General features: G+C 66.9%; 19 protein-coding genes. 11 read left to right on the top strand and 8 right to left on the bottom strand.

The features are described from left to right. Positions 1-813: an N-acetylmuramoyl-L-alanine amidase gene (locus PW843_17455; protein MDE1148376.1), complete on the bottom strand. Its 813-nt coding sequence runs from the start codon at positions 811-813 to the stop codon at positions 1-3. Positions 814-1,128: 315 nt separating this feature from the next. On the opposite strand from PW843_17455, the gene PW843_17450 reads away from it, so the two are divergent. After that, a complete protein-coding gene (locus PW843_17450) occupies positions 1,129-1,614 on the top strand; it encodes a YajQ family cyclic di-GMP-binding protein (GenBank protein MDE1148375.1) in 486 nt (161 codons plus the stop codon). Here PW843_17450 and PW843_17445 read toward each other — a convergent pair. Beyond that, complete coding sequence (locus PW843_17445; GenBank protein MDE1148374.1) at positions 1,571-3,352, bottom strand: hybrid sensor histidine kinase/response regulator; 1,782 nt, start codon at positions 3,350-3,352, stop codon at positions 1,571-1,573. The genes PW843_17450 and PW843_17445 overlap by 44 nt on opposite strands. 170 nt (positions 3,353-3,522) lie before the next feature. Next, positions 3,523-4,506 (bottom strand): dipeptide epimerase, encoded by a 984-nt coding sequence (locus PW843_17440; protein MDE1148373.1) that lies wholly within the window; start codon positions 4,504-4,506, stop codon positions 3,523-3,525. A 165-nt stretch (positions 4,507-4,671) separates the two neighbouring features. Between PW843_17440 and PW843_17435 the strand changes: the two genes are divergently transcribed. Next, positions 4,672-5,466: a hypothetical protein gene (locus PW843_17435; GenBank protein ID MDE1148372.1), complete on the top strand. Its 795-nt coding sequence runs from the start codon at positions 4,672-4,674 to the stop codon at positions 5,464-5,466. Between the two features lie 378 nt (positions 5,467-5,844). On the opposite strand, the gene PW843_17430 is transcribed toward PW843_17435, so the two are convergent. From PW843_17430 to PW843_17420, 3 genes are all read right to left on the bottom strand, one after another. Further along, on the bottom strand, positions 5,845-7,443 hold the full coding sequence (locus PW843_17430) for a patatin-like phospholipase family protein (GenBank protein MDE1148371.1): 1,599 nt from the start codon (positions 7,441-7,443) through the stop codon (positions 5,845-5,847). 197 nt (positions 7,444-7,640) lie between these two features. After that, positions 7,641-8,228, bottom strand: a complete 588-nt coding sequence (locus tag PW843_17425) for a CRTAC1 family protein (protein MDE1148370.1) — start codon at positions 8,226-8,228, stop codon at positions 7,641-7,643. After that, the gene (locus PW843_17420) at positions 8,158-8,925 is read right to left on the bottom strand and encodes a VCBS repeat-containing protein (protein ID MDE1148369.1); all 768 of its coding nucleotides are present in this window, start codon (positions 8,923-8,925) and stop codon (positions 8,158-8,160) included. The genes PW843_17425 and PW843_17420 overlap by 71 nt, the downstream gene beginning before the upstream one ends. A gap of 359 nt (positions 8,926-9,284) precedes the next feature. Between PW843_17420 and PW843_17415 the strand changes: the two genes are divergently transcribed. The 4 genes from PW843_17415 (at position 9,285) to PW843_17400 (ending at position 15,296) form a co-directional block, all read left to right on the top strand. Next, on the top strand, positions 9,285-11,126 hold the full coding sequence (locus PW843_17415) for a ribonucleoside-diphosphate reductase subunit alpha (GenBank protein ID MDE1148368.1): 1,842 nt from the start codon (positions 9,285-9,287) through the stop codon (positions 11,124-11,126). 68 nt (positions 11,127-11,194) lie between these two features. Then, a complete protein-coding gene (locus PW843_17410) occupies positions 11,195-11,836 on the top strand; it encodes a hypothetical protein (protein MDE1148367.1) in 642 nt (213 codons plus the stop codon). A gap of 38 nt (positions 11,837-11,874) precedes the next feature. After that, positions 11,875-12,840, top strand: a complete 966-nt coding sequence (locus tag PW843_17405) for a ribonucleotide-diphosphate reductase subunit beta (protein MDE1148366.1) — start codon at positions 11,875-11,877, stop codon at positions 12,838-12,840. Between the two features lie 239 nt (positions 12,841-13,079). Further along, a complete protein-coding gene (locus tag PW843_17400; GenBank protein ID MDE1148365.1) occupies positions 13,080-15,296 on the top strand; it encodes a tetratricopeptide repeat protein in 2,217 nt (738 codons plus the stop codon). Positions 15,297-15,325: 29 nt separating this feature from the next. On the opposite strand, the gene PW843_17395 is transcribed toward PW843_17400, so the two are convergent. Then, complete coding sequence (locus PW843_17395; GenBank protein MDE1148364.1) at positions 15,326-15,919, bottom strand: TetR family transcriptional regulator; 594 nt, start codon at positions 15,917-15,919, stop codon at positions 15,326-15,328. A 108-nt stretch (positions 15,920-16,027) separates the two neighbouring features. On the opposite strand from PW843_17395, the gene PW843_17390 reads away from it, so the two are divergent. The 3 genes from PW843_17390 (at position 16,028) to PW843_17380 (ending at position 19,089) form a co-directional block, all read left to right on the top strand. Continuing rightward, complete coding sequence (locus PW843_17390; protein ID MDE1148363.1) at positions 16,028-16,816, top strand: SDR family oxidoreductase; 789 nt, start codon at positions 16,028-16,030, stop codon at positions 16,814-16,816. A 48-nt stretch (positions 16,817-16,864) separates the two neighbouring features. Next, entirely contained in the window at positions 16,865-17,947 is a 1,083-nt protein-coding gene (locus PW843_17385) for an alkene reductase (GenBank protein MDE1148362.1), read from the top strand. A 140-nt stretch (positions 17,948-18,087) separates the two neighbouring features. Next, complete coding sequence (locus tag PW843_17380) at positions 18,088-19,089, top strand: NADP-dependent oxidoreductase (protein MDE1148361.1); 1,002 nt, start codon at positions 18,088-18,090, stop codon at positions 19,087-19,089. Between the two features lie 148 nt (positions 19,090-19,237). Here the strand turns inward: PW843_17380 and PW843_17375 are convergent, their stop codons facing one another. Further along, positions 19,238-20,545 carry an Nramp family divalent metal transporter gene (locus PW843_17375; protein MDE1148360.1) on the bottom strand — a complete coding sequence of 436 codons (1,308 nt, stop codon included), beginning with the start codon at positions 20,543-20,545 and terminating at the stop codon, positions 19,238-19,240. 381 nt (positions 20,546-20,926) lie between these two features. Here PW843_17375 and panB point away from each other — a divergent pair, with 381 nt between their 5' ends. Continuing rightward, a complete protein-coding gene (gene panB / locus PW843_17370; GenBank protein MDE1148359.1) occupies positions 20,927-21,757 on the top strand; it encodes a 3-methyl-2-oxobutanoate hydroxymethyltransferase in 831 nt (276 codons plus the stop codon). A 159-nt stretch (positions 21,758-21,916) separates the two neighbouring features. Beyond that, complete coding sequence (locus tag PW843_17365) at positions 21,917-22,732, top strand: hypothetical protein (GenBank protein ID MDE1148358.1); 816 nt, start codon at positions 21,917-21,919, stop codon at positions 22,730-22,732. Positions 22,733-22,824: the final 92 nt, after the last annotated feature.

The raw sequence follows: 22,824 nt of genomic DNA, 5'->3' as shown, positions 1-22,824 counted from the left end.
TCAGGCGAAGGTGGGCGAGGCCAGCAGGGCCGCCAGTTCGCGCGCCAGGATGCCGGCGATGCGCTTGCGCTGGGCCGGGTCGCGCAGCAGCGCCTCGTCCTGGCGGTTGGACAGGAACCCCGTCTCCACCAGCACCGACGGGATGTCCGGCGCCTTCAGCACGACGAAGTTGGCGGAACGCATGGGGTTTTCCAGCAGGTGCAGATCGCGCCCCGCACCCCGCACCAGGCTCTGGCGCGCTTGCAGCGAAGCGGTCTTGGTGCGGCGGGTGGCCAGGTCCATCAGGATGTCGGCCACCGCCGGCTTGGTATGCTTCAGGTCCAGGCCCAGGCGGTCGGCATAGTTTTCCTTGTCCGCCAGCGCCTGGGAGAAGGCGTCCGACGCCTTTTCCGACAGGGTATACGCGGACAGGCCGCGGGCGCCGGCGTTGGGGGCGCTGTCGGCGTGGATGGACAGGAACAGGTCGGCCTGGGCCTGGCGGGCCACGTCCACCCGTTCGCCCAGTTCCAGGAAGTGGTCGTCCTCACGCGTCAGCGCGGCGTTCAGGCCCTGGGTCCGGCGCAGTTGCAGGGCCAATTCCTTGGCCAGGTCCAGGGTCACGTCCTTCTCATACGTGCCGTTGGCCGCACCGATGGCGCCGGGGTCCTTGCCGCCATGGCCGGGGTCCAGCATGACCAGGCGCGGCGGACGGGCCGCACCGGTGCGCGCGGCCGCCGGCTGCAACAGGGTTTCCGCCTGGCCCGGACGTACCAGGCCGTTCACGCCCAGGAAGGGTATCCCCACGGCAAGCCGGAGTATGGCCCTGCGATCCATGTATGAAGTCCGCCCGATGAACCCGCGATAAACGCCCCGGGGTGGCCCGAAGGCCCGACCTTTCCGGATGCGGTATGTTTGACCCGCTACACCCCGTATCGCAACAAAATCTTGGGGGGTGCGACCCAGAAACAACGCAGGTGTTGCGCGGTTATGACGCCGCCGCGAACCGCGCGCGCCCTCACGCATCTGGGCCGCGCCCCCAAGCCGGGGATGCACGCGCCATCGCGCGCATGCTAGAACCGGGCGTCCGGCGCCGTTTCCACGGTGCCTTGTCCACATGCTTTATTCCAACATTCGGGGAGCCTGAAAGCCATGCCGTCCTTCGACATCGTTTCCAAGACCGACAAGGCCGAGGTCGACAACGCCATCGCCGGCGTGGTGCGGGAACTGGGCCAGCGTTTCGACTTCAAGGGTGCCAAGTGCACGATCGAACACAAGGACAACGTCATCACCATCGTGGCCGATGACGCGCCCAAGCTGTCGCAGATGCAGGAGATGCTGAAGGTCCACCTGACCCGCCGCAAGCTGGAGGTGGGCTGCCTGGACTGGGGTACGGATGAGCGCGCCGCCGGCGACGCCCGCCGTCAGACCGTGACGGTGCGCCAGGGCATCGACAAGGAATTGGCCAAGACCATCGTCAAGGCCATCAAGGACAGCAAGATGAAGGTCCAGGCCGCCATCCAGGGCGAGGAGCTGCGGGTGACCGGCAAGAAGATCGACGACCTTCAGGACGCCATCCGCATGGTGAAGGGCCTCAAGATCGAGCAGCCGCTGCAATACGAGAACTTCCGGGACTGATCTCCGGGCTGCGTGCCGCCGGGGCGCCCTCCCCGGCGGTGCCGTTCTGCAATGCCTCCATCACCAGGCGCTGCAGGCGCGGCGGGGCGATGGGCTTGTGCACCACGATGATGCCGGCGGCCTTGGCCTGCTCCATCAGCTGTGGGTCGGTATCGCCGGTCACCAGCATGCCGCCGACATCCTGGCCGTAGCGCTTGCGGATCTCGGCGATGATGTCCATGCCGCGCCGGTTGCCGGGCAGGCGGTTGTCGGAAATCACCAGGCGGGGAACCGCGTCCGTGCCGTCCAGGCCGGCGAATAGCTCTTCCGGCGTGGGGGCGGCCAGTGGAATGCAGCCCCAATCCTCCACCATCGCCTCCAGCGCCGCCAGTTGCAGCGGGTCATCCTCCAGCAGGGCCACCAGCACGCCGGCGGCGGGTTCGCTGTCGGGCACGGCCGCCGCCACCGGCACCGGGGTGGGCGCCGGACGCGCTTCGGTCACCAGCACGGGCTTGGGCGCGGGTGCCCGCACCGGTTCGGCCAGCGGCAGGGTGATGATGAAACCCGACCCCCGGTTGGGGGTGGAGGTGGCGGTGACCGTCAGGCCTAGCAGGGTGGCTGTCTTCTTGACGATGGCCAGACCCAGGCCCAGGCCGTGCCCGGCACCCTGGGCGTCGCGCTTGTTCGGCGTCTTGGCTGCGGGCGGTTGGCTGGTGGCCACGGCCTCACCGCGATAGAACTCATCGAAAATGAAGGGCAACTGGTCGGCCGGGATGCCGCAGCCGGTGTCCCATACCTGCAACTGCACCGTGCCGCCCCGGCGGCGGCAGCCGATCAGGATGCTGCCCTGGCGGGTGTGGCGGACGGCGTTGACGATCAGGTTGCGCACCATGCGGTCGATCAGCACGGGGTCGCTGTCCACCTGCGCCTGGGTGGGCACATGGCGCAGCGTCACGCCGTTGGCGGCGGCCACCGGGCGGAATTCCCCCGCCAGCCGTTCCAGTAGCGACGACAGGGCGAAACGGGTAGGGGCGGGCGTGACGGTCGCGGATTCCAGTGCCGAGATCTGCACCAGGGTGTTCAGCAGCTCCTCAGTCGCGTCCAGCGATTCCGTCAGCTTGGTGGCCAGGTCGCGCTGCCCGTCATCGGTCAGCCGCACCTCCAGCAGGTGCAGGAACAGGCGCATGGCCTGGAAGGGCTGGCGCAGATCATGGCTGGCGGCGGCCAGGAAGCGGGACTTGGCGCGGTTGGCGCGTTCCGCCTCCGCCTTCACCGCCTGGGCCTCGGCCAGCGCCACGGCGCCGCGGCGCGCCGCCTCCACCGTGATGTCCAGGCCCAGGCCGACGATGCCGACAATGGCGCCGGCGGCGTCGCGGTTGGGTTCCAGCACCAGGTCGAACAGCCGGCTTTCCACCTCGCCCGGGATTTCCAGGCGGAACATGTGCCGTTCACCGCGACCCGTTTCCAGGATGCGGCCCTTGATGGCGTGCAGGGTGGTGAAGCCTTCCGCACTCTTGCCCCGGCCGTTGCGGATGTCCAGGTCGGTCAGGCCCAGCACGCCGGGACCGAAGGCGGCGACGGGCCCCTTGGCCCAGGTGTAGCGCAGGTCGGTGTCCTGCACGAAGGCCAGCAGGGGCGCGGGTGCGGCCAGGCGGTTCAGCAGCACGTTCTCCGCCTTCAGCGCGGCGTTTTCGGCCCGCAGACGGGCCAATTCCCCGCGCTGTTCAACCTGCTCGCGACCCAGGATACGATTCAGCATGGCCCCAACCGGACGTTTATCTTCAAGCCCATGAGTTAATCCCCTTTTAGGCCAAAAGCGAAGAGAGCCCTTGGGCGTAGGCCCCAGGGGGGAGGCGTTTCGGCCGAGGGGACGCCCAGCGGCCTAAAGGGGAGGGGCCTGTGGTATAAGCCCTTGGATTAGGACGCCCATCATCCCCATAAGGCGGGCGGGGGCGGGAAGGCCGTGGTGCCTTCGTATCGCAGGCCAGGCGCCCGGTCGCGGTCCAGCAGCAGGGGTCCGTCCAGATCGACGAAGGCGGCCCCCTGGGCCAGCAGGTGGGCGGGCGCCATGGACAGGGATGTCGCCACCATGCAGCCGACCATGACCTTCATGCCCGCCGCCGCGCACGCGGCCTTCAGGGCCAGGGCCTCGGTCAGGCCGCCGGTCTTGTCCAGCTTGATGTTCGCCACCTGGTAGCGGCCGGCCAGCATTTCCAAGCTGTCCAGCCCGTGCACCGATTCATCGGCGCCCAGCGGGATGGGGCAGGCATAGCCCGCCAGTGCCGCGTCCTGGCCGGCCGGCAGCGGCTGTTCCAGCAATTCCACGCCCAGGGCCGCCAGCGTCGGGGCGTAGCGGTCCAGCTGATCCAGCGTCCAGCCCTCGTTGGCATCGACGATCAGGCGGGCCCGGGGGGCGTTCTCCCGCACCGCCGCTACCCGCTCCAGGTCGCCCTCGCCGGTCAGCTTCAGTTTCAGCAGCGGGCAATGCGCGGCGGCAAGGGCGGCCCGGCCCATGTTCTCGGCCGTGTCCACCGACAGGGTGAAGCAGGTGTCCACCGGCCCCGGCGGTGTCACCAGGCCGGCCAGGCGCCAGGCGGGCACGCCGGTCCGCTTGGCCTCCAGATCCCACAGCGCGCAATCCAGCGCGTTGCGGGCGGCACCCGGCGGCAGGCGGGTTTGCAGGCTGGTGCGGTCCAGATCCACGACGGGTCCCAGCGCCCTCAGCGCCGCCACCACGCCGGCCACCGTCTCGCCATAGCGGGCGTAGGGCACGCATTCGCCCCGCCCCACCAGGCCGTCGTCCGTCCGCACCTCGGCCACCACCACCACGGCCTCGGTCTTGGCGCCGCGGGAAATGCGGAAGGTGCCGCGAATGGGGAAGGTTTCCGTCAGGACGGTCAGGGTGGCGGGCATGCGGTTTCCGGCGGAACAGGGATTAGCGCTTTGGGGGCGCGGCAACATAACGCTTAGCACCGGCGTGCGCGATCCGGCATTGTCGCCCTTGTGTGGGCCGGTGGGGCGGTCACGCGGGGACGGAGTCGAGGTACAGTGGTCATGGAGGATGTGCGGCGCAAGCCGATGATTTGGCACGAAGCCGTGGCCGCGTTCCGCGAGGTGCTGTCCGATCCCGGGCGGACCATGCGTTTCGCCGGCATGCCAGCGCTGGTCATGCTGACGCTTTACGTCATCATCGCCCTGACCCACCCCCGGCCGGTGGACCCGGCGCAGGAACAGGCGTGGGAGGACGATGTCCTGCCCTTCTACCTGCTGCCCCTGATCTTCCATTACTGGTTCTATGCCCGCATGCAGATCTGGTGGGCGCGCTGGGTGCTGCTGGCGGACGACGGCGTCGCCTTCCTCAGCCCCAGCCTGGGGGGGCGTGAACTGGCCTATCTCGGCTGGTCGCTGGCGGCGGCCGTCACCACCCTGCCGGTGCTGGCCCTGCTGTTCCCGTCGCTGGCGGCGCTCAACAGCGCCTTGGTGGCCTTAGGGATGGAGATGCCGGAATCCGTGGTGGACGGCCTGGCCGCCGTCGCCGCCCTGCCACCCTTGCTGATCATGGCCGGTGTCTACAGCCGGCTGATGGTGGGGGTGGTGCCGGTGGCGACGGGCGGCATCGCGTCCTTCCGCCAGGGCTGGATCGCCACCCGGGGCATGTCGGTGCGCCTGACGGCGCTCAGTCTGCTGACGGTGCTGCCGCTGCTGATCACCCTGGTGTTCAGCCGCCTGACCGACCCCATCGAGATCGCCGCCAGCTACGCCGTCAGCGTCGGCCTCTACGCCGTCGGCTGGGGCGCCAACGCCGTCATGCTGGCCCGCTTCTATGGCCTGACCCTGGGCCGCACCCGTCGTCAGGTGCTCACCCCGGGTTGATCACCACTTCAGCGGTGTCAAATCTCTGGGGGGCGGGCGATGCCATAGGCATGCGCCCTGGTAAACAAAGCAAAACGGGGAGATAGTTTGGGCCGCCCCTGTTCTTGCGCACCAATACGAAAGGGCGCCTTGGAATGACCCCGGCAGCCCTTAGCCCTTAGGCGAGCGTTCGATGTCATAATGGGTAAGATCTAGGGCGCGCTGCGTGCGAGCACGCGTTTCCCTGATCAGCTGTGCATCGGCTGGCCCAACGGTGAAGGAAAAATTGGTCATGATCCTGGTGGGCCCGGCCGTATATTCTGCGGACGGTCCATCCCGCCCTTCCCGAAGGGCAGCGGCAGCCAGTAAACGAAGGGAGTCAGACATCCTCACATTTCCTTACGGTTCAAGCGCCGGCGCCAAAGTCAGGCTATATGTCGCGAGCTTCTTTATAGCATCGACTTCGGCGAAGAGTTGATCAAGAGGCTGGACGCTGTCAATGGACACGACGCCAAGAGGTGGCGGTCGATTGTCTGGCACCGGATCTTCCCACGCGACGCCGTCGGCAAATATGGGCAAGCAAATCGCGGTTACAAGATTACCTCTTACCAAGGCATATTCGTACTTTGTCATATTCGGTGGGATCGAACTAGCGGAGAAGGTGGGCAAATCGAGAAGGGTAGGTGCGCGGCCGTGAAATGCTACAGGCGCTCCCTCCGATAGCCGGCTGAAAATCAACCGATCATCAGGGTCCTGATCCATATTGTAGGAAGCCTCAACACGGAACGAATTTGTTCCTGGAATAGGTCTGACAAGGGCAATTCTTATTTTACTGATCCCATTGAGTTTTGGGTTATTTCGTATCAATCCAATTGCGTTGTCATGAAAGGCTTTGAGTAGGGCAGTCCTATTGGCTGGAAAAAGTCGCACATTCCGGACGACGCTACGGGCGGCGTCGGTGTAGGCGTCCTGGTAGCCTTCCAGCGCTCGCTTGGTCGAAAAGCCGAATTCCGTCACGCGCAGGCGGATCGCCATCTGTACTGGCTGCAGGTCTGCGGCAAAGAGCCGGGCGACGGTCTGGCCGCCGAAGACGGCCGTGCGGATTGTCGAAACCCAATATGCGAAGCTGTTTTGGTTGAGTGGCGCAACCGTATCTTCTTCATCGTCGCGAAGCGAGAAGGCGAGGGTGGGCACTTTCCCGCATGGCAATGCCGACCTTTCGTAATTCAGCTTTTCCTCCGCGAACACCCAAATGGGCAGATTTGATACCAGGCCACCATCCGCATACAGCGCGTCAGGTCCATGCCGATACGATGGAATGCGGGCGGGCTTGAATACCCCGGGGATTGCTATCGAGGCCGCCACCGCTTCAGCTACCTCGACATCGCCGTGCTGGCGCATGTCCCCGAATACGATCATCCGCCGATTTGTGACATCGGTGACGATCACTTTCAGTGAACAGCATTCCGGAGCGACCGTGGGATCGATGTCGCGAAAGCGAACACGCTCCGGAACGACGATGTCCCGCCCGGCATTCGCGTGATGCATGCGCAGTTTTGTGTGCAGGAACTCATTGAGTGCGTGACGTACAGGTTCGGTATCGAAGAAACCGCCTGTCGATGCGATTTCCCTGGCGACTTTCACAGTGCCGGGACTTTTCAGCCACGCTGCCGCCATTCCACCCCGCATCGCCCATTTCGCTACAGTGGCAGCTTTGCGTTGAGACGTCTCGAACATGGCCCATTTCTCTGGCCCGCCCAATAGCGAGAGCGGACTGATGCTGTGCCGGTTCAGTAGATTGGTGCTGGGCGATTCCGGGTCGAAGATTTGATCGGCCTTGTAACCGACGGCAATTAAGGCTGCAATAAGGGCGCCGGCGGACGCGCCCGCCACACCGATGAATTCGAGATCGCTTCTTTCGGCGGCCTTAACACCGGCTATGTGGGCAATGCCTTTTGCTCCACCACCTTCGAAAATGCCATATACAGCTGTGACCATCGCAGCCGCCCAATCCCAAAGAGGTTGCTGTTGATGCGAGATTATGGTCCAGAATATCTCGTTTTTGGACTAATAATTTGTTATAATTCAACTAAAGTGCGTTGAAATGAATGCCGCCCGTGGGGCAAGGCGCTGGTCTCCTCCCCGTCATCAAGTGGGATGAGGCAAGCCTTTCGGCATTTAGCTTGAGGGTGTGCCTAACAGGATGCCTGATTCCCCTGGCTGGGGTGGTGCACCACCATCAGGCGGCAGAGGTCGGGCTGTTCCATCTTCAGGGTGGCGCCGTCGGGCCAGGTGATCTCCAGCAGGTCCACCACCGTCAATTCGCCCAGCCCGAAATGGGCCACCGGTTCGCGCTGATACGGGCCGCCGGAGCCGCTGGTGATGCTGCGCAGCTGGCGGCGCCCGCCCGCGGTCAGGCAGACGGTGGCGCCGCGCGCCGGCGCGCCGCCGGCGGTCAGGGGCAGGACGCGCAGCCAGTTGTTGCCGGTGGGCGACGCCAGGAACAGCGACAGCGGCTGGCCGGTGTCGCCGCCATGGCCGATCAGCAGTTCCAACTGGCCGTCGCCGTCGATGTCGGCCACCACGGCGGCGGTGCCCAGGCCGTCCGGTTCGGCGGCATCGCCCACGTCGATGGACACCCAGCGGTCCTCGCGCCAGGCGAACAGGCGGTTGGGCTGGCCATGCAGGTTGAAGAACAGTTCCTCATAACCGTCATTTGTCGAAATCGGCGGCGATGACGGCGCGCACGTCGCCGGCTTGCGCCATTTCCGGCGGCGCCACATCGACGAAGCCGCCGCCGGCGCGATGCTGGAACAGGCGGTGCGGGCCCTCCGCATTGCCCAGCAGCAGGTCGACCAGGCCGTCGCCGTCGGCGTCCAGGATGGTGGCCGCCCCCGCGTTGGTGAAGGGATCGTCCAGCCCGACCTCGTCCGCCACCTCCTCATACTGGCCGCCGCCCAGATTGCGGAACAGCAGGTTGGGGCCGTTGGCGCAGCCGACGAACAGGTCGGGCAGGGACCCGGTCAGGCAGGATCCCAGCAACAGGCGGGCGTCGGCCTCGATGTCCAGGCCGGCCTCCTCCGCCACCTCATGCAGGCGGCCGCGCCGGTCCAGTTCGAACAGTTGCAGGGGCACGCCCTCGCCGCCCACGACGATGCCGTAGCGGCCGGTGCCGTGGCGGTCGATACAGGCCAGGGCGGTGCCGGCGGCGCGGTTGGCGGCGGGGAAATTCTCCGGCAGGGCGGCCAGGTCGATCCAGCGGTTGCCGAAGCAGGCGAACAGCCGGTCGGGCGTGGGCACTGTTCCGGCGACGGGCTCATTCAATATGTAGAGTTCCTCGCGCCCGTCGCCGTCCATGTCGGCGAACAGGGCGGCGCGGGCGCAGGCCCGGCCATCGGCCAGCGGACCCGCCGGATGCTCCACCAGGGCACCGCCATCCCAACTCAGCACCCGGTTGGGGGCGTCGGCGCAGGTGATCACGAAGTCGAAGCGTCCATCACCATCTATGTCCCCCACCGCGATACCGGCACAACATGTAGGGGGGTTGGGGACGATAAGGTTAGAGCACGCGATGAACATCAGGCTGCCTCCAGGCTGTCGGGCGGCCCCCTTTCGGACAGGTCGGGCCGTCATTAACCATGGTCGGACCCCACCATACCGCAATCCATGCCGCAGGTTGCCTGGGCTTTTCGGGTCAATGGGAAAATAGCCGTCCGAGACGAAAAAATTCCGTCCGCGCGTTGTCATGATTTGGTAGGATCAGCGCTCGTTGCCGCAAGATGTGGTGTCCGGCCCTCGGTTATCCACAGCGCAATTCATACACAGCCTGGGGATAAGTCATGCGGGACGGAGACGTTTTCGGTCGGATTCAAGTCGCTAACCGTCCGGCGGTCGTTGTGGATCATTCTCGCGATGATCTGCTGACGGCGTTCGGCAAGGCCACCTTGACCGACCGCTACCTGATGCCCGGCGAAAGCTTCCAGGATCTGTTCGCCCGCGTGGCCAGCTACTACGCTGACGATTCCGCCCATGCCCAGCGGCTGTACGACTATATCTCGCGCCTGTGGTTCATGCCGGCGACGCCGGTGCTGTCCAACGGCGGCACCTCGCGCGGGCTGCCCATCAGCTGCTTCCTGAATGAGTGCAACGATAGCCTGAAGGGCATCGTCGACCTCTGGAACGAGAACGTCTGGCTGGCCTCGCGCGGCGGCGGCATCGGCAGCTATTGGGGCAACCTGCGCTCCATCGGCGAGAAGGTGGGCGGCAACGGCAAGACTTCCGGCGTCGTGCCCTTCATCCGCGTCATGGACAGCCTGACGCTGGCCATCAGCCAGGGCAGCTTGCGCCGTGGCTCCGCCGCCACGTACCTGCCGGTCTACCATCCCGAGATCGAGGAATTCATCGAGATGCGCCGCCCCACCGGTGGCGATCCGAACCGCAAGGCCTTGAACCTGCACCACGGCGTGGTCATCCCCGACGCCTTCATGCGCGCGGTGGAGAAGGATGAGGAATGGGCGCTGACCAGCCCCAAGGATGGCGCCGTCATCCGCCGCATCTCCGCCCGGTCCTTGTGGATCCGCATCCTGACCGCCCGCGTCGAGACGGGGGAGCCCTACCTGCTGTTCGTCGATCACGTGAACCGCGCCCTGCCGGAACACCAGAAGATGGCCGGCCTGTCGGTGAAGATGTCCAACCTGTGCAGCGAGATCACGCTGCCGACGGGCAAGGACCATCTGGGTGGCGACCGCACGGCCGTCTGCTGCCTGTCGTCGCTGAACCTGGAATATTTCCCCGAGTGGCAGGACCACCCGACCTTCATCGAGGACACGCTGCGTTTCCTCGACAACGTCATGAGCGACTTCATCGAAAAGGCGCCGGATGATATGGCGCGCGCCAAGTACTCCGCCGAACGTGAGCGTTCGGTGGGCCTGGGCGTCATGGGTTTCCACAGCTTCCTGCAAAGCCAGGGCCTGCCGCTGGAAGGCGTGATGGCCAAGGTGTGGAACAAGCGCATGTTCGCCCACATCAAGCGCCAGGCCGACGAGGCCTCGCTGAAGCTGGGGCGTGAGCGCGGCGCCTGCCCGGACGCCGCCGACTATGGCTCGGAGGAGCGTTTCTCCAACAAGATCGCCATCGCGCCGACGGCCAGCATCTCCATCATCTGCGGCGGCGCCTCGCCCGGCATCGAGCCGGCGGCGGCCAACGCCTTCAACCACAAGACTTTGTCGGGCTCGTTCTCGGTGCGTAACAAGTACCTGGAGCAGGTGCTGGCGACTTACGGTCGCAATGATGAGGACACTTGGTCGTCCATCACCCTGAACGGCGGTTCGGTCCAGCACCTGGACTTCCTGTCGGATATCGAGCGCGACGTGTTCAAGACCGCGTTCGAACTGGACCAGCGCTGGCTGATCGAGCATGCGGCCGACCGCACGCCCTTCATCTGCCAGTCGCAGAGCCTGAACATCTTCCTGCCGGCCGATGTGCATAAGCGCGACCTGCACCAGATCCACTTCCAGGCCTGGAAGAAGGGCGTGAAGAGCCTCTATTATCTCCGCTCCATGTCCATCCAGCGGGCCGAGGCCGACATCGGCGCCGTCGTGGCCAAAAAGGCCGAGGCGAAAGGCGCAGTTGCGCCAGCCGTGGAAGTGACTAATTACGAGGAATGCCTGGCCTGCCAGTGACCCCTTAAATCAGGGTCCGGGGTTGGGGCCTCGGACTTCTGGTCCATCCACGGCTGGCGGGGAAAAGCATGCGGGTTGTTAGGGGACTGGCCGGCACGGCCTTGGCGTTGTCCATGGCCCTTGGGCTTGCCGGTTGCGGCCATGGCCCGCCCGTGAATCCCTTCCTGCGGCTGGTGCCGGTCAGCCCCTCGGGCCAGATCCTGGGGCCGCCCGGCGACAGCGAGTTGCAGTACAAGACGGCGATGATGCTGTGGTTCAACGGTACGGACGCCAACCATGACGGCGTCCTGACCCGGGACGAGGTGCTGGCCGACACCGACCGCAGCTTCGACCTGTTCGACCGGGACCATGACGGCAGCGTCACCTCGGCCGAACTGGAAAAGTACCGCCTGGGCCAGCCTTTCCAGGCGCCGCCGCATGAGGCCACCACCCTGCTGGGCGCCCATGATCGTCCGGTGATGCCGGATTCGGTGGAGCCGGTGCCGGCGGAGCAGCAGTACCAGATGCGGTCCCGCGTGCGCCTGCAGGTGGGACTGGATCCGGTGATGTCGGCCGATACCGACAGCGACTTCCGGGTGACGCGGGCTGAGTTGCGCGCCCAGTCGATGCGCAAGTTCGACAGCTGGGACGCCGACCATGACGGCCGCGTGACCCGGGATGAATTCCTCAAGGCCATGATGGCGCCGTTGGAGGCGCTGAAACGGTCTTGATCCTTTTGATGTCTTGAGAAGAGAACGGATTTTCGACCGTGGCCAGCCAGCTTCTGACCCCCAATCCCGTCTACAAGCCCTTCCGTTATCCCTGGGCCTATGAGGCCTGGCTGACGCAGCAGCGCCTGCACTGGATGCCGGAAGAGGTGCCGTTGGCCGACGACGTGAAGGATTGGCGCCAGAAGCTGTCGGACGGCGAGCGCAACCTGCTGACCCAGATCTTCCGGTTCTTCACCCAGGCCGATGTCGAGGTGAACAACTGCTACATGAAGAAGTACGCGGCGGTGTTCCAGCCGACCGAGGTGCAGATGATGCTCTCGGCCTTCTCCAACATCGAGACCATCCACATCGCAGCCTACAGCCACCTGCTGGATACGATCGGCATGCCGGAGCTGGAGTACTCCGCCTTCCTCCACTACAAGGAGATGAAGGACAAGTACGACTACATGCAGGAATTCACGGTCGACAACCCGACCAACATCGCCAAGACGCTGGCGGTGTTCGGCGCCTTCACCGAAGGCCTGCAGCTGTTCGCCAGCTTCGCCATCCTCATGAACTTCCCGCGCTTCAACAAGATGAAGGGCATGGGGCAGATCGTGACCTGGTCGGTGCGGGACGAGACGCTGCACACCCAGTCGGCCATCCGCCTGTTCCGCACCTTCATCGCCGAAAACCCGGAGATCTGGAACGAGGATTTCCAGAAGGATCTCTACGTCGCCTGCTCCACCATCGTGGCGCATGAGGACGCCTTCATCGACCTGGCGTTCGAGATGGGCGGCGTGCAGGGCCTGACGGCCGAGGACGTGAAGCAGTACATCCGCTGGATCGCCGACCGCCGCCTGGTGCAGCTGGAACTGCAGCCCATCTACCGCGTGGAAAAGAACCCGCTGCCGTGGATGGACGTGATGCTGAACGGCGTGGAGCACGCCAACTTCTTCGAGAACCGCGCCACCGAGTACAGCAAGGCCGCCACCGGCGGCAGCTGGGACGAGGCGTTTGACTGATTGCTGTTCCTCAGGCGCCGGCATGGCTATCCGGCCATTTGGCTGTCCTCGCGTTTCAGTCCGCTGACGCTTCCCGAAACGCCGCGGCGGCCCCGGTCGGGGCCTACCCGCTGCGCTCGGTTGGCGCCTGGGCGGTGTGATTGGCCGGATGGCACATCAGGTGTTTTCAGACGGGGCGTCGATGGGTCACCATCGGCGCCTCGGCCGTTTTGGGCCGGTGCCATCTTTGGGGGCGGGGCGTGACGGAGCAGGACGGGGGGGAAAGCGGGACCGGGGCTGAAACGGCCCCCCTGGATGCCGTCGCCCTGTCCGACCTGGGCGTGGCGCTGATCCAGCAAGGCCGTCTGGAAGAGGCGGTGGCGACCCTGCGCCAGGCGCTGGCGGCGCAGGCGGATTCCATACCGGCGCTGGTCAATCTGGGCGTGGCCCTGCGCCGCCTGGGCCAGCTGGCGCCGGCGGCCGCGACCTACGCCCAGGCCCTGGCGCTGGCCCCCGGCAATGCCGTGCTGTACGTGAACCTGGGCAATGTCCTGGCCGACCTGGGCCAGGAGGAGGACGCGGCGGCGACCTTCCGCCGGGCGCTGGGCTTGCAGCCGGGGCTGCCGGCGGCGGAAGAAGGTCTGCGCCGGCTGGCCGAGGCGCGGCTGGCACGGGCGGCGGCGCTGAACGGCGAGGGCAACGCCCATTTCGCCGCCGGCCGCTGGGCCGAGGCCGCCGATTGTTACCGCCGGGCGCTGGACCAGGCGTCCGGCTATGCCGACGCCCATGCCAACCTGGGCAACGCGCTGCGCGGCCTGGGGCGGCTGGTGGAGGCCATGGCGGCCTATCGCCGGGCCATCGACCTCAGCCCCGGCAACGGTGGCTATTGGTGCAACCTGGGCATGGCCCACCAGGCGGATGGACAGCCGGCCGACGCCGTGGCGGCGCTGCGCCACGCGGTGACGCTGGATCCCACCCTGGCGGTGGCGGAGGCCAACCTGGCCATGGCGCTCCGCGCGGTGGGGGAGGAGGACGCGGCGCTGGACGCGGGCCGCCGCGCGCTGGCGCTGGACCCCGACATGGTCGATGTCTACACGGCGCTGATGGGGCCTTTGATCGACCGGGGGGAGGTGGAGGAGGCCGACGATCTGGCCCAGGCCATCATCGACCGGCGGCCGGATTCGGCGGACGCCCATGTCTGCCTCGCCAATGTGCGGCAGGCGCAACGGCGCCACGCGGCGGCGGTCACCATCTGCCGCGCGGCCCTGGCGCTGAAGCCCGATTGCGTGCCGGCGCGGCTGTGCCTGGCGGTGGCGCTGAAGGATTTGGCCCGGCTGGCGGAGGCGCTGGAAGCCTGCGACCGGGTGCTGGCGGTGGAGCCCCAGAGCACGGACGCCCGCAACCTGCGCGCCGCCGTCCACATCATCGCCGGCGATCTGCCGGCGGCGGTGGCCGCGGCGCAGGACGCGCTGGCGCTGAAGCCGGACATGGTGGACGCCCATGTCAACCTGGGCATCGCCCACCTGCTGGCCGGCCGCCTGACACCGGGCTGGCATCATTTCGACTGGCGGCTGCATGCCGGGCACAAGCCCAAGCCCTGGGACGTGTTTCCGGCGCCGCCGTGGCGGGGCGAGGATCTGGGCGGCCGCACCCTGATGGTGCATGCCGAGCAGGGCATGGGCGACCTGATCCAGTTCTGCCGCTATGTCGACCGGCGCCACTGGCCGGCGGGCCGGGCCCCGGCCCGCATCGTCATGACCGTGCCCCCGCCGCTGGCCCGGCTGTTCGCCGGCCTGGAGGGCCTGGACCGCATGATCGTGGGCGACGACCGGTTTGAGGCGGCGGACGCCCATGCCGCCCTGCTCAGCCTGCCCGGCCTGCTGGGCACGACGCTGGAGAACGTGCCGGCCGCCATCCCCTATCTGGCGCCGCCGCCGGACGCCCTGGCGGGCTGGTCGGCCCTGTTCGCGGACGCGCCGCCGGGCCCCCGGGTGGGCATCGTCTGGGCCGGCAACCCGGAACACAAGGGCGACAATTTCCGCTCGCTGGGCGGCATCGACACGCTGGCGCCGCTGTGGCGGGTGCCGGGGGTGCGCTGGTACAGCCTGCAGGTGGGGAAACGGGCCGGTGACGCGCACTATGTGCGCAACGGGCCGCCGGGCGGCATCAGCAACCTGTCCGGCCGCCTGGGGGATTATGCGGAGACGGCGGGGGCCATCGCCCAGCTGGACCTGGTCATCACCGTCGACACCTCCGTCGCCCACCTGGCCGGCGCCATGGGCAAGCCGGTCTGGATCCTGGTGTCGGCCACGCCCGACTGGCGCTGGATGCTGGGCCGCGCCGACAGCCCCTGGTACCCGACGGCGCGGCTGTTCCGGCAAAGCCGGCTGGGCGACTGGCGCGATCCGGTGGATGAGGTGGCCCAGGCGCTGGCGGCCCTGGTGAACAGCGAACCGGCGCCATCAAGTGCCTCATGACACCGTAGGCGCGCCGGCCCTTCAGGGGATCAAGAATAGGCCGCGCGTCTCGTCTGATCGGGTGTGTGACGGTCGGGTGGCGTGTCGTCGGCTATCCAGGCGCGGGTCTGATTAAGCAATTCGCCCGACAGGGCCGGATCATCGATCGCGCGGGCCAGCACCAGCGCGCCCACCATCGCGGAAAAGCTTCCGATCGCGGCGCGGCGGCGCTCGTCCGGCGTGTTGCCGGGCATGCCGGCGGCGAACCTGTCGATCTGTCCACCCAACTTCCGCGCCAGCGCCGCGCGCGCCTCCGGTGCTTGGTCACGCATGAGGCCCGCAAAGGCCGCGGTTGGGCAGCCGGCATCGGCACGGTCGCGATGGGCGGTCGAAAGATACTGATCGATGAAGGCACAAAGATCATCGACCTTGGACTCACCATAGCCCGAGGCGTTGGCGATGACCTGCGCGATAAGATCATCCTTGGACCTGAAATGGCCATAGAAGCCGCCGTGCGTCAGCCCTGCGGCCTTCATGACCTCGGCGACGCTTACCGCTGCGAAGCCCCGTTCCCGGAACAACCGCCCCGCCTCATCGAGGATGCGGGCGCGGTTGCGAGCCATCTGCTCCTTGGTGACCTTCATCTCAAACCGCTCCGGATGCCATTGACATTTTCATGATGATCATCATATGTGTTTTTATTGATGATAGATGTCATGAATATATGTTGAATCCATCGAAAGGGCAATGCCATGGGGTCAAAGCCAAGTGTTCTCGTCACCGGCGCCTCCACAGGCATCGGCGCGGGTTATGCGGAACGTTTCGCCCGGCGCGGGCATGACCTTCTGCTGGTCGCGCGTAACGTCGCGCGTCTTGAAGCTCTGGCCGCGCAGCTACGCAAGGAAGCGGGCGTTGCGGTCGAAATCGTTCCTGCCGACCTTGCTGATGCCGGGCAGCGGCTGGCGGTGGAGGCGCGGCTACGCGAGGACGAACGGATCGGCATCCTGGTCAACAATGCGGGCGCCAGCCTCGGCGGCGGCTTCATCGAGCAGGCGACGGACGATATCGATCGCCTTGTGACGCTCAACACGACAGCGCTCGTGCGACTGGCCAACGCGATCGCGCCGCGTTTGGCCAAGGCGGGTGAAGGCGCGATCGTTAATATCGGCTCAGTGGTCGGGCTGGCACCGGAGTTCGGCATGCCGGTCTATGGCGCGACCAAAGCCTTCGTCCTGCACTTGTCGCAGGCGCTGAGCCTCCAGCTCGGGCCGCTTGGCGTCTATGTGCAGGCAGTGCTGCCCGCCGCGACACGCACCGAGATCTGGGGGCATGCCGGGATCGACGTGAACGCTATGGAAGGCGTCATGGAGGTCACTGACCTCGTTGATGCGGCGCTCGTCGGTTTCGACCGGCGTGAGGGCGTGACCATCCCACCGCTTCAGGACGAGGCGCAATGGGCGGCATTCGAGGCGGCGCGTCAGGCGATGATCCCCGGATTCCGCCAGTCCCACCCTGCCCAACGCTATCTGGCGAAGGACTGACCTCGGTCAGCACCGTCCTTTTGATCCGACAGACAGGAACATCGATTCATGAGCGACACGACACTTTTCGACACCTATGAACTGGGCGGCATCACGCTCTCCAACCGCATCGTCATGGCGCCGCTGACCCGCAACCGCGCGGGCGCGGGTCTCGTCCCGGGCGAATTCGCGGCGGAATATTATTCGCAGCGCGCCAGCGCCGGCCTCATCATCACGGAGGCGACGCAGATCTCCAAGGATGCGCAGGGGTATCAGGACACGCCCGGCCTCTACACGTCCGGGCAGATCGCCGGCTGGCGCAGGGTGACCGACGCGGTCCATGCCAAAGGTGGGCGCATCTTCGTCCAACTCTGGCATGTCGGCCGCATCAGCCATGTCGATCTGCGAGACGGACAGGCCCCGGTCGCGCCGTCGGCGATCCGGGCGAAGACCAAGACCTTCGTCAACAACGGCTTCGCCGACGTGTCCGAGCCCCGCGCGCTGACGCTGGATGAGATCGCCGGCATCGTCGAGGATTTCCGCAAGGCGGCCGCCAATGCAATCGAGGCCGGCTTCGACGGCGTCGAGGTACATGGCGCGAACGGCTATCTGCTCGACCAATTCCTGCGCGAATCGTCGAACGTGCGCACCGACGCCTATGGCGGCTCGATCGAAAACCGGGCGCGCCTGCTGGTCGAGGTGGCGTCGGCCGTCGCCGGGCAGATTGGCGCGGACCGTACCGGCGTGCGCCTTTCGCCGGTCTCGCCCGCCAGCGGCACCGTGATCTCGGCTGATGAACAGCCGCTGTTCAATCATGTCGTCGAAAAGCTCGACGCCCTCGGCATCGCCTATATCCATGTCGTCGAAGGTGCGACCGGCGGACCGCGCGACGTGGCGCCGTTCGACTATGCCGCGCTGCGCCAACGCTTCAGCCGGACCTTCATCGCCAATAACGGCTTCGATCTGACGCTCGCGCAAGGGCAATTGGCGGCGGGTAAGGCCGATCTGTTCGCCTTCGGGCGCCGGTTCATCGCCAATCCGGATCTGGTCGAGCGGCTGAAAACCGGCGTTGCGCTGAACCCGCTCGATCCGACCACTCTCTATGGCGGTGGCGCCAAGGGCTACACCGACTATCCGACGCTGGCGGGCTGACATCACGCCATGGGGCGGGCCGGCGATGTCAGCCCGCTCCAACAGCCTCGACTGGCCATTTCGCTCGCGCTGATCGTTCGTCAGCCATGAGCCTGTTTCCAGACGCGCGGCGAGGACAGTCCAATCGAAGAAAGAAAATTATGAAGGCCTATGTCCTCGACCGCTACGGCAAGACGCAGATACTGCGCCTGGGTGGTCGGTCCGAACCCGTAATCGGCCCCGATGACGTGCTGGTCGATATTAAGGCCGCCGGCCTCAACTTGCTCGACGCGAAGCTCCGCAACGGTGAGTTCAAGCTGATCCTGCCCTACAAGCTCCCGCTGGTGTTGGGTCACGATCTGGCCGGCACCGTCGTCCAGGTCGGCGCAAACGTCCGACAGTTCAAACCAGGCGACGCTGTCTATGGGCGACCACGGGACGGGCAAATCGGCGCATTCGCGGAACGCGTCGCGGTCAAGGCCGCCGATCTGGCGTTCGCGCCCGCGAACCTTTCGTCCGCCGAGGCGGCGTCGGTGCCACTCGTCGCGCTCACCGCCTGGCAGGTGCTGGTTGAGGTTGCCGGGGTAAAGATCGGGCAGAAAGTGCTGATCCACGCCGGCTCGGGCGGTGTCGGCACGATTGCGATCCAACTCGCCAAACATCTCGGCGCGCACGTCGCCACCACGGCGAGCGCCGCCAATGCCGATCTCGTCCGTTCGCTCGGCGCGGATGTCGTGATCGACTACCGGACACAGGATTTTTCGTCGCTGCTGTCGGGCTACGACATCGTCCTGAACAGCCTCGACGCCACGACGCTGGAAAGGTCGCTCAAGGTGCTTAAGCCCGGCGGCAAGCTGATCTCGATCTCTGGGCCGCCCGACCCGGCTTTCGCAAAGGCGCGGGGGCTGAACCGGATGCTCCGCCTCGTCCTGCGGCTGCTGAGCGCCGGCATTCGGCGCAAGGCGAAGCGTGCCGGCGTCGATTACAGCTTTCTCTTTATGCATGCCGACGGCGCGCAACTCACCCGGATAGCCAGACTCATCGAAGACGGTACGATCCGCCCCGTCGTAGATCGGACCTATCCGTTCGAGCAACTCAACGAAGCGTTCGCTTACATCGAAACCGGCCGTGCCAAGGGCAAGGTGGTCGTTACGCTTGCGTGACGTTGCCGGGGGCATTTGAGCGGTCACGTTCAAATGCCCCGCGTATTAGATAGAACAAGATGGGATCATGAGTGATCCCATCTTGTTCTTAACCTGTTGATGATAGAGCGGAACGCGATCAGGTGATTCCACCTGATCGCGTTCCGCTCTAAAAACTCTGCGCGATCAGCACACCGTTCAGCACCAGGATGATGCCGGCCACGCCCCAGGCGGGGACCAGCAGCCAGCGGGGTGCAGCCAGCGGCCCCATCACCCGGCGGTCGCCGCAGAAGGCGACCAGGGGCACGACGGCGAAGGGCAACTGCAGGCTCAGCACCACCTGGGTGAAGATCAGCAGGCTGTTGGCCGCCCCCTCGCCGGCGATGGCCAGCACCGCCAGGGTGGGCACCAGGGCCAGCAGGCGGGTGATCAGCCGGCGCCACACCGGCCGCAGGCGCCATTTCAGGAAACCCTCCATCACCACCTGGCCCGCCAGCGTGGCGGTGACGGTGGAGTTCTGGCCCGCCGCCAGCAGGGCGATGGCGAACAGGATGCTGGCCAGCGGCGCGCCCAGGATGGGCGCCAGCAGGCGGTAGGCCTCCTCGATATCCTCCACCACCGCCTGGCCGTGGAAGGCGGACGCCGCCAGGATCAGGATGGCGGCGTTGATGAAGAAGGCGACGAACAGGGCCACGGTGCTGTCCACCGTGGCGAAGCGGATGGCCTCGCGCTGGCCCGCCTCATCGCGCACGAAGGCGCGGGTGCGCACGACCGAGGAATGGAGGTACAGGTTGTGGGGCATGACCGTGGCGCCCAGGATGCCCACGGCCACGTAGAGGCGCCCCGGGTCGGTCAGCAGGTCGCTGGTGGGGATGAAACCCGCCAACACCGCCACCACGCCCGGCCGGCTGAACGCCACCTCCGCCAGGAAGCAAAGGCCGATCAGGATGATCAGGCCCAGGATGAACGCCTCCAGCCGGCGCACGCCCCGGTTCTGCAAGGCCAGGATCAGCAGGCTGTCGAAGGCGGTGATCAGCGCGCCCACGATCAGCGGTATATGGAACAGCAGCTTCAGCGCGATGGCGGAGCCGATGACCTCCGCGATGTCGCAGGCGACGATGGCGACCTCGCACAGCGCCCATAGCGCCAGGGCGGTGCGGCGGCCGTAGCGGTCGCGGCACAGTTGCGCCAGGTCGCGGCCGCTGGCGATGCCCAGGCGCACCGACAGCGCCTGCAACAGCATGGCCATCAGGCTGGACAGCAGCACGACCGACAGCAGCGCGTAGCCGTAGCGGGAACCGCCGGCGATGTCCGTCGCCCAGTTGCCAGGGTCCATGTAACCCACGGCCACCAGATATCCCGGGCCGGAGAAGGCCAGCAGCTTGCGCCAGAATCCGCCGGAAACGGGCACGCTGGGCGGGTGGTCCACCGCCGGCGATCGCCATCTGCCCTTGCTCGCTTCCACTGCCGACTGCATGCACCGTCCTTGAAGGTCCCGTGCCGGCGGCAGGGACATGATCCGAAGGGCAAAAATGTTAACATACCGAAGTTTATTGGGAACGACGAGCGGCGCGCGGGCCCGTTGCGCGTTGCGCATCGGCCGCCCTTTCCAATCGGCATCCCTTGGCAATGCCAGCGGCTCGAGAGCCCGACTCGTGCCGCTGTAGGACGCGACCGCGTCCGCCGGAGGGAGCACCGCAGGGCGCAGCGAGGAAGCCCCAAGCCGACGGATGTCGGCGCCCGGCAATTGAGGGGGCCTTTGACCGGTCACGATCAAAGGCCACTGGTATAAAACCGCCGGATTGGTGTAGGGATCTGCGCCCTAGCCTTCCCCCTCGATAAAGGGATGAACCCAGGGATGAGCGCGACCACCGCCGCCAAACGCCTCAGTGTTCCGGATATCGCCGCCCGCAAGGGGGCCACGCCGGTCGTCTGCCTGACCGCCTACACCGCCCCCATGGCGCGGCTGCTCGACCCGCACTGCGACGTGCTGCTGGTGGGTGACAGCCTGGGCATGGTGCTGTACGGCCTGCCCAGCACCCTGGGCGTCACCGTCGACATGATGGTGGCCCACGGTGCGGCCGTGGTGCGCGGGTCGTCCCACGCGGCCGTGGTGGTGGACCTGCCCTTCGGCAGCTACCAGGAAAGCCCGGAACAGGCCTTCCGCGTCGCCGCCCGCATCCTGGCGGAAACCGGTGCCACCGCCGTGAAGCTGGAAGGGGGGGAGGAGATGGCCCCCACCATCGACTTCCTGGTGCGCCGGGGCATTCCCGTCATGGGCCATGTCGGTCTGACGCCGCAGGCCGTCAACGTCCTGGGCGGCTATCGCGCCCGTGGGCGGGGCGAGGCGGAGCAGGCCAAGATCCTGGGCGATGCCCGCGCCGTGGCCGAGGCCGGCGCCTTCTCCCTGGTGATCGAGGGCGTGGTGGAACCGTTGGCCCGCCAGGTGACGGAGCTGGTGCCCGTGGTCACCATCGGCATCGGCGCCAGTGCCGCCTGCGACGGCCAGGTGCTGGTGTCGGACGACATGCTGGGCCTATTCGCCGACTTCACGCCCAAGTTCGTCAAGCGCTACGCCGACCTGGCGGCCCAGGTGGACAGCGCCGTCCAGGCCTATGCCGACGACGTCCGCGCCCGCCGCTTCCCCGGGCCGGAACACACCTTCGCGGAAAAGCGGCCCAAGGCTTGAGCGGTTCCTTCATTCCGCTGCGGATGGTGGATTGACGGCCGTTTTCGTTCCTGCCTATATTTGTTCCCATATTGTTCTTGATCGGGCGGGGACGGAATGGCACGGACTTCCAAATCGCGCGGCCCCAAGGCTACGGCCGTGGTGGAACCGCGAAACCAGATGGATCTGTTCGGCGCGCCCGCCGTGTCCGCGCCCGCCGTGCTGGCTCCCACCCCCTTGCGTCCCCGTGAACCCGCACCGGCCGACCTGGATGATGCGGGCCTGCTGGCCCGGCTGCCGGATGCGCCCCTGCGCGCCGCGTGTGCGCTGATGGCGGAGGCGGGGCAACGCCGGCTGGCGGCGGCGGTGCCGCTGCTGGGGGCCCGGCTGCGGCGCCTGGCGGGCTATGGCCTCGCGGGCCGCGAACCGGTGGCGGTGCTGGACGCGCTGGCCGCCATCGGCGGGCCGCAGGCCAACGCCCTGGTGTTGAGCGTGCTGGCGGACAAGGCCCTGTCCGGCCCGGTGCTGACGGCGGCGCTGGCCGCCGCCGTGCGGCTGGAGGTGGCGCTGGACCGCAAGGTGCTGCTGCGCCTGCTGGGCAGCAGCGACGCCGCCGCGCGGGCGGCGGCCTGCGGCTGTGTGCGGCAGGCGGAATTCCCGGTGATCGACACGTTGGAAAAGCTGCGCGCCGATCCGGACCGGGCGGTGGCGGCGGGCGCCGTCATCGCCCTGGGGCGGCTGGGCCGGCCCACGGTACGGGGGGATCTGGCGCAACTGGTGACGGCGGCGCCGACGCGCGAGACGGTGGCGGCGCTGGCCTCCGTCATGGACCATGTCGGCGTCGACGGCGACGGCCTGGTGGCCCTGCGCCGCGCCGCCCGCCACGCGGGCCTGCGCGACCTGGTGCTGGAGGCGCTGGACGGTTTCGACGATGCCCAGGCCACGGCGATGGCCGCCAAGCTGCGCCAGCAGGCGGTGCAGGCGGACGCCGCCTGAAACGACGAAGGCCGGCCCCGATAGGACCGGCCCTTGCCTAAAGGACTGAAAACCAGCGGCACGAGCTTTTGCCTCGTGCCGCTATAGGACGC

Source organism: Azospirillaceae bacterium, assembly GCA_028283825.1.
Taxonomy (GTDB): Bacteria; Pseudomonadota; Alphaproteobacteria; order Azospirillales; family Azospirillaceae; genus Nitrospirillum.
The sequence above is the reverse complement of the archived record's forward strand: the minus strand, read 5'-3'. Positions and strand labels throughout refer to the sequence as shown.

What these genes read in the sequence shown, in the direction of transcription:
- PW843_17365 (MDE1148358.1), top strand. Translation starts at nt 21,917, where the DNA reads ATGGATCTGTTCGGCGCGCCCGCCGTGTCCGCGCCCGCCGTGCTGGCT.
- PW843_17450 (MDE1148375.1), top strand. Translation starts at nt 1,129, where the DNA reads ATGCCGTCCTTCGACATCGTTTCCAAGACCGACAAGGCCGAGGTCGAC.
- PW843_17430 (MDE1148371.1), bottom strand. Translation starts at nt 7,443, where the DNA reads ATGGTCACAGCTGTATATGGCATTTTCGAAGGTGGTGGAGCAAAAGGC.
- PW843_17415 (MDE1148368.1), top strand. Translation starts at nt 9,285, where the DNA reads ATGCGGGACGGAGACGTTTTCGGTCGGATTCAAGTCGCTAACCGTCCG.
- PW843_17395 (MDE1148364.1), bottom strand. Translation starts at nt 15,919, where the DNA reads ATGAAGGTCACCAAGGAGCAGATGGCTCGCAACCGCGCCCGCATCCTC.
- PW843_17435 (MDE1148372.1), top strand. Translation starts at nt 4,672, where the DNA reads ATGATTTGGCACGAAGCCGTGGCCGCGTTCCGCGAGGTGCTGTCCGAT.
- PW843_17390 (MDE1148363.1), top strand. Translation starts at nt 16,028, where the DNA reads ATGGGGTCAAAGCCAAGTGTTCTCGTCACCGGCGCCTCCACAGGCATC.
- PW843_17425 (MDE1148370.1), bottom strand. Translation starts at nt 8,228, where the DNA reads ATGTGGCGCCGCCGGAAATGGCGCAAGCCGGCGACGTGCGCGCCGTCA.
- PW843_17385 (MDE1148362.1), top strand. Translation starts at nt 16,865, where the DNA reads ATGAGCGACACGACACTTTTCGACACCTATGAACTGGGCGGCATCACG.
- PW843_17440 (MDE1148373.1), bottom strand. Translation starts at nt 4,506, where the DNA reads ATGCCCGCCACCCTGACCGTCCTGACGGAAACCTTCCCCATTCGCGGC.
- PW843_17380 (MDE1148361.1), top strand. Translation starts at nt 18,088, where the DNA reads ATGAAGGCCTATGTCCTCGACCGCTACGGCAAGACGCAGATACTGCGC.
- PW843_17375 (MDE1148360.1), bottom strand. Translation starts at nt 20,545, where the DNA reads ATGCAGTCGGCAGTGGAAGCGAGCAAGGGCAGATGGCGATCGCCGGCG.
- panB (MDE1148359.1), top strand. Translation starts at nt 20,927, where the DNA reads ATGAGCGCGACCACCGCCGCCAAACGCCTCAGTGTTCCGGATATCGCC.
- PW843_17455 (MDE1148376.1), bottom strand. Translation starts at nt 813, where the DNA reads ATGGATCGCAGGGCCATACTCCGGCTTGCCGTGGGGATACCCTTCCTG.
- PW843_17410 (MDE1148367.1), top strand. Translation starts at nt 11,195, where the DNA reads ATGCGGGTTGTTAGGGGACTGGCCGGCACGGCCTTGGCGTTGTCCATG.
- PW843_17445 (MDE1148374.1), bottom strand. Translation starts at nt 3,352, where the DNA reads ATGCTGAATCGTATCCTGGGTCGCGAGCAGGTTGAACAGCGCGGGGAA.